The sequence below is a fragment of the Martelella alba genome (genome assembly GCF_005217455.1).
In the GTDB taxonomy this organism is placed as follows: Bacteria; Pseudomonadota; Gammaproteobacteria; order Enterobacterales; family Enterobacteriaceae; genus Acerihabitans.
Map to the genome: position 1 here is coordinate 25,448 of NZ_SZPQ01000045.1, position 7,766 is coordinate 33,213.

Consider the following 7,766-nt stretch of genomic DNA (forward strand, 5'->3'; position numbering starts at 1 on the left):
ATCTCCCGCTGAAGTCCGTCGGGCTTCGGACAACCTGTGAGGACACCTTGATGCGTTATAATAAACTCGGCAACACCGGACTGTTTGTTTCTGAGCTGTGCCTGGGCACCATGACGTTTGGCGGCGAAGGCGGCATGTGGGGCAAGATAGGCAATCTGCGGCAAAACGACGTCGACAACATGGTCGGCCACGCGCTGGACAATGGTATCAATTTTATCGATACCGCCAACATTTATTCTGAAGGCCGTTCGGAAATCATGACCGGTCAGGCTTTGAAAAACCTCAAGATACCTCGTGAGAACGTGGTGCTGGCCACCAAGGTTTTTGGCGAAACCGGTACTGCCAGTCCCAATTCCCGCGGATCCTCCCGTTTCCATCTCATGGAGGCGGTGAAGGCCAGCTTGCACCGGCTGCAACTGGCGCATATCGATTTGTACCAATTGCACGGTTTCGACCCGGCCACTCCCATTGAAGAAACGCTGCGGGCCATGGATGATTTAGTGCGTGACGGCCTGGTGCGCTATGTCGGTGTTTCCAATTGGGCCGCCTGGCAGATAATGAAGGCATTGGGTATTTCACAACGCCTGGGTCTGGCCCGGTTCGAGTCGCTGCAAGCCTATTACACTGTGGCCGGCCGCGATCTGGAACGGGAGTTGGCGCCAATGTTGCTAAGCGAGAAGGTGGGGTTGATGGTATGGAGTCCGCTGGCGGGCGGGCTCCTTAGCGGCAAATACAGCCGTGACGGTCAGGCGGAACAAGGCAGTCGGCGGGTTTCGTTTGACTTCCCGCCGGTGGATCGCGAACGGGCGTTTGATTGCGTCGATACGATGAAGGACATCGCTGACAAGCACGGCGTGTCGGTGGCGCAGATAGCCTTGGCCTGGCTGCTGCATCAACCGGTGGTCACCAGTGTGATCCTCGGCGCCAAACGCATCGATCAACTTGAGGACAACCTGGCCGCCGCCGGCGTGTCACTGACCGACGATGAGTTAACGGCCATCAATCAGGTCAGCGCCTTGCCGGCGGAATACCCTGGCTGGATGTTGGAACGCCAGGGCGGGATCAGAAAACAGCAACTGGCGGGTGGACGGTAAGCGACAATTCCGCGCCGGGGCGACAGTGCGCCGGCGCGGCTTATATAAAACAGAAATACGTTGTCACGCATGTATGCCCGTCATACTTCACGTTGCCTCGTTCCCACCCATGTCTCCTTCATCGCCGTGTGACGACCCGATGATAAAGAGTCGCCGCCCGTCACTGCCTCAAATTATTCCGCATTTGAAATTATAATATCACTGACATGTGTGGTACAGGTTGAATTAAACGCATGTCTGACACAGCGGTGTTGGTTATCACTAAATCCGGCTCTTGACCTAAATAAATTATATGCGTATTTTGTGTTTTACTGTATTGCATTTTATGACTGAGGCCAGCGTTTATCATTCATTATGCCTTCGTCTGAATATATGGCTCCGGGGAAATCGGCATAGACTGATAAAAAACCATTAATAATTCAAATTGATAAATGTTCATGGCATTCCATGCCTTGATGCCGGATTTACTTTAGCTGAATTTAATATATAACATTTTTCGCTGTGCAGCGCGGCGTGATAAATCGACAATAAAAGGTGTTGGGTAAATTTACTCTAAATACGTCCAATTGCATCGCGGCCGCGAGTGGACGGGTTGCGAATGCTTTATTTTAGGTGTTCATCATCAAGGGTTATTTCGAGATCATGAAAAAGAAAACACAAATGCTCGTTATACGGCAGGTTTCGGTGAGTTTATTCCTGACGCTATTTATTAATCATAATGCCGTTGCATATATTTCGTACTCAGGTAACGTTGTTCCCGCGCCCCCCTGGGGCGACCAATGGAGTACCGATCAAACTATCATCGTAGGTGATACCGTGTCTGGCCAGTTATCGGTTGCCGATGGCAGCCAACTGAGCAGTGGAGGGGCCATAATCGCTAATTATAACAGCTCAATACCCTCGGAAGTCACAGTGGAAAATGCGGGGTCGATATGGACTATTGCCGGGGATTTTATTATCGGGCAGTCCGGGGCCGCCATTGTCAGCGTACAAGATAAAGGGCAAATCAGCGTATTGAATGGCGTGGTCGAAATTGGTAATGGCTTTGCCAGCTATCTTTATGTGAGAAATCCAGACACGATGCTTACCACCGACGCCGCGATATTGGTGGGGAATACCGGCACAGGAAGCATGATCATCTCCAACGGTGGGGCCGTTAGCGCAGAGACGGTTTTCGTTGCGCAGGGGCAAGACGCCGTCGGGAATCTGTCTGTCAGCGGTGAAAATTCACGTTTGACTGTCGCGGATGTGCTGCATATTGGTGAGGGCGGCAAGGGGACGCTGAATATCAGCGCGGGTGGTAAAATCACACAAAATAACTCGGCTGTACTGGGCGTATCCGCCGGTTCCGATGGCACCGCCTCAGTGGAGGGGGCGACTTCTCAGTGGCTCATTGGCGGCAGTCTGTTGATTGGTAATTTTGGCACGGGCTCGGTTTCCATTGCCGATGGCGGTACGGTTACGACCACCGGCTATACGGCCTTGGGAATAAATACCGGATCCTCTGGAAACTTGCTGGTCAGCGGCAGCGGATCGATGTTGGAAACCAGTAGATTGGATGTCGGCACGCAGGGGGAGGCGACGCTGGTTATCGCGAACGGGGGTACAATCATTGATAACCTCGGTATTATCGGTGATAGAGAGAGTACCGGCAGTGTGCTTGTGACCGGCGGGCACTCCTTATGGCAAAATTTGGCCCCTCTCTATGTGGGGGGCTTTGCCGCCGGTACCGGCAGCGGTGAATTGACCATCAGCGATGATGCCCGTGTGCAGGCAGCCCAGGTTTATATCGCCCGCTATGCCGGCGCCACCGGTATCATCAATATCGGCAGCGCGCCAGGAGGCGCTCCCACGGCCGCCGGCTATATTGATAGCCCGATCATCCTATTCGGCGGCGGCGATGGAACCCTCAATTTTAATCATGCCACGAACGATTATCGGTTTGATAGCGCGATCACGGGCGACGGTCGCGTGAATGTGTTGGCCGGCGACACGGTTTTTACCGCCAGCAACACCTATAGCGGCGTTACGACCATTAGCGGCGGGGATTTGCGGGCGGGCGGCGATAATGTTTTCAGCCCCAACTCGACCTATGACGTGGATACGGGCGGCACGCTGGATACCCATGGTTACAGCCAGACCCTAGGCGATTTGCGCAATGCGGGCATCGTGTCATTACAAGGGGATTCGGCGGGCGCCCGCTTGACCATTAACGGGGATTATACCGGCGCCAATGGCGTGTTGTCGTTCAACACAGCCCTAGGCGGCGACGATTCTCCCAGCGATCGGCTCATTATTACCGGCGACACCGCCGGTACCAGCTATGTCCGGGTGAATAATCTGGGCGGCAGCGGCGCCGCCACCCTGGAGGGTATTCCCTTAATCGAGGTGGGGGGCAGTCCGACGGCGAGTTTATCCAGGAAGGCCGTATCGCCGCCGGGGCTTATGACTATCATTTAGTTAAGGAAGATAGCGATTGGTATTTGTCTTCTGTCGAACGCGGGGAGGAAACGGCGATCCGCCCGGAAGCGGGCGCCTATGCCGCCAACAGCGCGGCGGCGGCCAATTTGTTCGATACCCGCCACAGCGACCGGCAGGGTACGGTGTATCGCGACCCCCTTACCGGCGAAAAGCGCGATACCCGTCTCTGGCTGCATGCGACCGGCGCCAGGACCACTGCCGATGACGACAGCGGCCAACTGCGTGTCAGCAATAATCACTACTCAGCCCTGTTGGGCGGCTCCCTGGCGGAAGGCGTTAGCGGAGCGGGGCGCTGGCGCATCGGCGCCGAAGCGGGTTATGGCCATAGCCGCAGCAATACGGTTTCCCGGTTGACCGGCTATCGGGCGCGGGGAGAGGTTGACGGCTATACCCTTGGCGCTTATGGCACCTGGTATGCCGAAGGCACGGCGAACAAAGGATTATGGCTTGAATCCGAATTGCGCTATAACTGGTTTGACAATTCCGTCACCGGCACGGATGAGCTCGGCGAAGAATATCACGCCAAAGGGATGACGGCTTCGCTGGAGGGCGGTTATGTTATTGCTATCTCTCAGTCCCTGCGGCGCAGCGTGTTTGTGCAGCCGCAGGCGCAAATCAGTTGGTCGGGGATAACCGCCGATGATCACACGGAACAAAACGGCACCCGTGTCAGCGCTGGCGGCAACGATAATATTCGCTCGCGCATGGGGCTTAGGGCGTACATGCAAGTGCATGCCGCCCGCGATGATGATAATGGCCGTTATTTCGAGCCGTATATCGAAGCCAACTATATTCACAACTCGCAATCCTATGGCGCAACCTTGGACGGTGTCGCCGTCGATTTGGCGGGGTCGCGCGATATTGTGGAAATGAAGGCCGGACTAAAGGCCGTCGTTAGCCGTAATCTCAGCCTGGGGGGCGGTATCAGCCAGCAATGGGGGCAAAACCGTTGGTCGGAAAGCGCGGCAACCTTGACCGTCAAGTACGCCTTCTAATCGCAATGGCCGGTCGATGGCGAAGTGGCGCTGATCCGGCCCGCCTTCCTCCGCCGGGAGGATCTTTTGGGCGGCGCGCCTCGCCGGGCTTCGCCATCAAACTTTTTAAGCAGAAGGGTATCCTATGCCAACGGGGCATATCGAACGCGAAAAACTGACCATCCTCAAGATGATCACCCTTTATGAACGCCGCTGCCCGCAGGCATTAGCGGATAAAGAACATTACCGGGCGCTGAATGCATACGCGCAAAAGCGTTTGGACAAATGCGTGTTCGGCCAAGGTAAGCCCGCCTGCAAACACTGCCCGGTGCATTGCTATCAAGCGGCCCAGCGCCAGGAAATGAAAAATATAATGCGTTGGGCGGGGCCGCGTATGCTGTGGCGGCATCCTATCCTGACCGTGCTCCATTTTATTGACGACCGCCGCCCGACGCCGCCCCTGCCGGAAAAAAAACGCCCGAAGAAATAACACCCGCCGTAGGCTATGAAAACACTGTTTGGCGGCATGGTTTTTCGCGGTCATGAAGTTAAAAAAATACCCAGGACAGGTATTCTTGACGTTTTTGCTCTTAAACCCATAGCGGGTTGAGCGCTTTTGAACAAGGTACCTATATTCCACCGCCAGAGCTTACCGCCAGTCGGCTTGACCAGCAGAAACAAGCCCCCGCTGTCTGAAAGTTTCCAGTCTCAGTTCATCAGAAAGATGGCGGTGCCGGAGACTGTCATTGAGGTGGAATTCAACTCGTCGATCTTTTCCAGCTCGGCTTTCAGCGCCTCTAAGGCGTACATCGAAAAGCACGAGGCTGCGATCTTCAGGCGCGCGCCGGGCCTGAGGGTCTGCTTGAGATCGTCGCCCAGCAAGCGGCTGATGTTGTCGATCAGTTCCATCGTGCTCCCCTTACGCTCGCTTGATCCATTTCGCCCCTCGCCCCTTGCCAGTCGATTCGATCAACCCCTCTGATTTCATCGCTCGCAGCACTAGTCGAACCATGTCCCGGCTCACGCCCGGGCAGGCCTCTTCAATCTCGGAAATCGAGAACGGCAGGGTGCGCCCCAGGACTTCCGCACGCACCCGGTCTCCTTTACTGCCGCGGCCACGCTCGATGGTGCCAATACGCTCCTCGAACTCACGGTAGGCCCGTAGCAAGGCACCCCAGAAGTAATCGAGCCAGGGTTTAACGTCGTGCTGCCCCTGGTGCCAGCCCTGCGAGCTGGCTTCCAACGTTTCGTAATAGCCTTCCTTGGTGTCCTCGAAGATGCGTTCCAGACTGATGTAACGACCCACGGCATAGTCGAAGTGGTAGAGCAGCAGCAGGGTCAGCAGGCGGGACATGCGACCGTTGCCGTCCGGGAAAGGGTGGATGCACAGGAAGTCGAGCATCGCCAGCGGCACCAGTACCAGCGGGTCGGCCAGATGCTGGTCCAGCGCGGTGGCGTAGCGCCCGGTCAGATCAGCCATGGCCATAGGCGTGAGGTGCGCAGCAACTGGCTGGAAGCGCAGGCGCGAAGTGCCGTCTGGGTGACGCTCGATAATGTCGTTGTTGGTAGCCTTCCAGCGTCCGCCCGCCTGCGGCATATAGCGGTACAGCAGGGTGTGCAGTTGCAGCACCACGCCCTCGCTGAAGGATATGTGCGCGGCCGATTCGTGGATCAGCGCCAAGGCGTCACGGTAGCCGGCGATCTCCTGTTCGGAGCGGCTCTTTGGTGTTGCGTTGCGGATGACCAGAGACTTCAGCCGCGAGGGCGCTACGACAACACCTTCCAGCCGGTTAGACGACTCAGTGGACTCCACCACCGCGATCTGGCGTAGACCCTTGAGGGCTTCGGGCGACTGCGCGGCGTAGAGTTGCTGCTTACCCTGGTACTCGCCCAGTGTGCGCAACGTGGAGGCCTGAGTGCCATCGAAGCGAAGCGCGGCAAGGTACTCGGGTGTGAGCGAGTGCATGGAAATGTAAGCCCAGGCTGTGTAAATGGGGTAATCATAGCCTATAAATGGGGTATTGTCTCTAAAAATACCTCTTTACCCGTGTTTGACTACCCTATTTCCTGATCATTGGATCGGTCGTGAGAGGCTTGTATAGCCGACCAAGAAGGAAATGAGCGACATGAATCTAAAAAGGGGTAATAAATTCACAATTACCCCATTTAATCCATTGTTTACCTCATTTCCCAGCGATCATCCTCGGGCAAAGGAAATGGCAAGGGAACGGCACCCAAGGGGCAACGGCCCTACCCGGAAAAGGAAAAGGCCGCACCTGTCTAATCGTTCTGCAACACTCGGCGAAGTTGCCCCTATGCCGTGCCGCTGTCCTCCGCTGCACTCAGATATTCAGCCCAGTCCTGCAACAGCATCCTTCTCTGATCCAGCAGCAACGCCTTGTTGTACGTGGCCCGCACCTTGTTGCTCTCCACATGAGCAAGCTGCCGCTCGATTGCATCAGGCCGGAATCTGTTCTCGTTGGCCCAGGTTGAAAAGGTCGTCCGCCAGCAATGCGGCGTCGTACCCCGGCCCAGGTTCATGTCGCGCATCGCGTAAGTCAGCCGGTTAGGCGTAGTAAAGCCCTTGCCGCTCCGGTGCGGGAACAGATAGCGGCCACCGCCCGTGATGCACTGCAAATCCTTCAGCACGGCAATGGCCTGTGCAGACAACGGGCTGACATGGTCACGCCGGGCTTTCATCTTCGCCGCAGGCCGACGCCACAGTGCATCCTCAAAGTCGAACTCGTCCCACTCGGCATCCGCCGCTTCCCTTGGACGACAGGCGGTCAGCGCAATCAGCCGCAGACACAAAGAGGTTTCCGGATAGCCCCGGTAGCCGCGCAACTCCTGATAGAACTTCTGGATTTGCTCTCGCGTCATCGCCGCCTTGCTCTCGCTGAACGGCACGCGTAGCAGCCCGCGAAGACTGGGAATAGGATTGACCTCGACCAGACCTCGCACCACCGCGAACTCGAAGTTGGCCGACAGATCGCCTTTGACGTGAATCGCCGCCCGCGCGCCGTGGGCTTTGCATTCCTCCAGCAGCGGACGAATCTGCTTCACGCCAATGTCGCTCATCGGCATCCCGTCGAACTTGGGCGACAGGTACTTCCTGATGCGTGACTCTTTCGCCCGGTAAGAACTGAACCGCCCCGGTTTTCCGGGAGAGTATTTTAGTTGGGAACTCAGGCTGCCAGATCCTTATTCCCGATGGAAG

Annotated in this window: 5 protein-coding genes and 1 pseudogene; 3 read left to right on the plus strand and 3 right to left on the minus strand. The window is 56.4% G+C overall.

What is annotated here, in order from left to right; genetic code table 11:
* The first annotated feature begins 50 nt into the window (after window positions 1-50).
* The 3 genes and pseudogenes from FCN80_RS21730 to FCN80_RS21745 all read left to right on the plus strand — a co-directional run bounded on the left by FCN80_RS21730 (window position 51) and on the right by FCN80_RS21745 (window position 5,039).
* Window positions 51-1,094: an aldo/keto reductase gene (locus FCN80_RS21730; RefSeq protein ID WP_136992440.1), complete on the plus strand. Its 1,044-nt coding sequence runs from the start codon at window positions 51-53 to the stop codon at window positions 1,092-1,094.
* A gap of 660 nt (window positions 1,095-1,754) precedes the next feature.
* Window positions 1,755-4,570, plus strand: a pseudogene (locus FCN80_RS26985) (autotransporter outer membrane beta-barrel domain-containing protein).
* A gap of 124 nt (window positions 4,571-4,694) precedes the next feature.
* The gene (locus FCN80_RS21745; RefSeq protein WP_136992443.1) at window positions 4,695-5,039 is read left to right on the plus strand and encodes a nitrous oxide-stimulated promoter family protein; all 345 of its coding nucleotides are present in this window, start codon (window positions 4,695-4,697) and stop codon (window positions 5,037-5,039) included.
* A gap of 218 nt (window positions 5,040-5,257) precedes the next feature.
* Here FCN80_RS21745 and FCN80_RS21750 read toward each other — a convergent pair whose 3' ends face one another.
* From FCN80_RS21750 to FCN80_RS21760, 3 genes are all read right to left on the minus strand, one after another.
* Entirely contained in the window at window positions 5,258-5,458 is a 201-nt protein-coding gene (locus FCN80_RS21750; protein ID WP_136992444.1) for a phospholipase D-like domain-containing protein, read from the minus strand.
* Window positions 5,459-5,468: 10 nt separating this feature from the next.
* Complete coding sequence (locus FCN80_RS21755; protein ID WP_136992445.1) at window positions 5,469-6,515, minus strand: Fic family protein; 1,047 nt, start codon at window positions 6,513-6,515, stop codon at window positions 5,469-5,471.
* 347 nt (window positions 6,516-6,862) lie between these two features.
* Window positions 6,863-7,627 (minus strand): tyrosine-type recombinase/integrase, encoded by a 765-nt coding sequence (locus FCN80_RS21760; RefSeq protein WP_230492853.1) that lies wholly within the window; start codon window positions 7,625-7,627, stop codon window positions 6,863-6,865.
* Window positions 7,628-7,766: the final 139 nt, after the last annotated feature.

What these genes read in the sequence shown, in the direction of transcription:
- FCN80_RS21730 (WP_136992440.1), top strand. Translation starts at nt 51, where the DNA reads ATGCGTTATAATAAACTCGGCAACACCGGACTGTTTGTTTCTGAGCTG.
- FCN80_RS21745 (WP_136992443.1), top strand. Translation starts at nt 4,695, where the DNA reads ATGCCAACGGGGCATATCGAACGCGAAAAACTGACCATCCTCAAGATG.
- FCN80_RS21750 (WP_136992444.1), bottom strand. Translation starts at nt 5,458, where the DNA reads ATGGAACTGATCGACAACATCAGCCGCTTGCTGGGCGACGATCTCAAG.
- FCN80_RS21755 (WP_136992445.1), bottom strand. Translation starts at nt 6,515, where the DNA reads ATGCACTCGCTCACACCCGAGTACCTTGCCGCGCTTCGCTTCGATGGC.
- FCN80_RS21760 (WP_230492853.1), bottom strand. Translation starts at nt 7,627, where the DNA reads ATGAGCGACATTGGCGTGAAGCAGATTCGTCCGCTGCTGGAGGAATGC.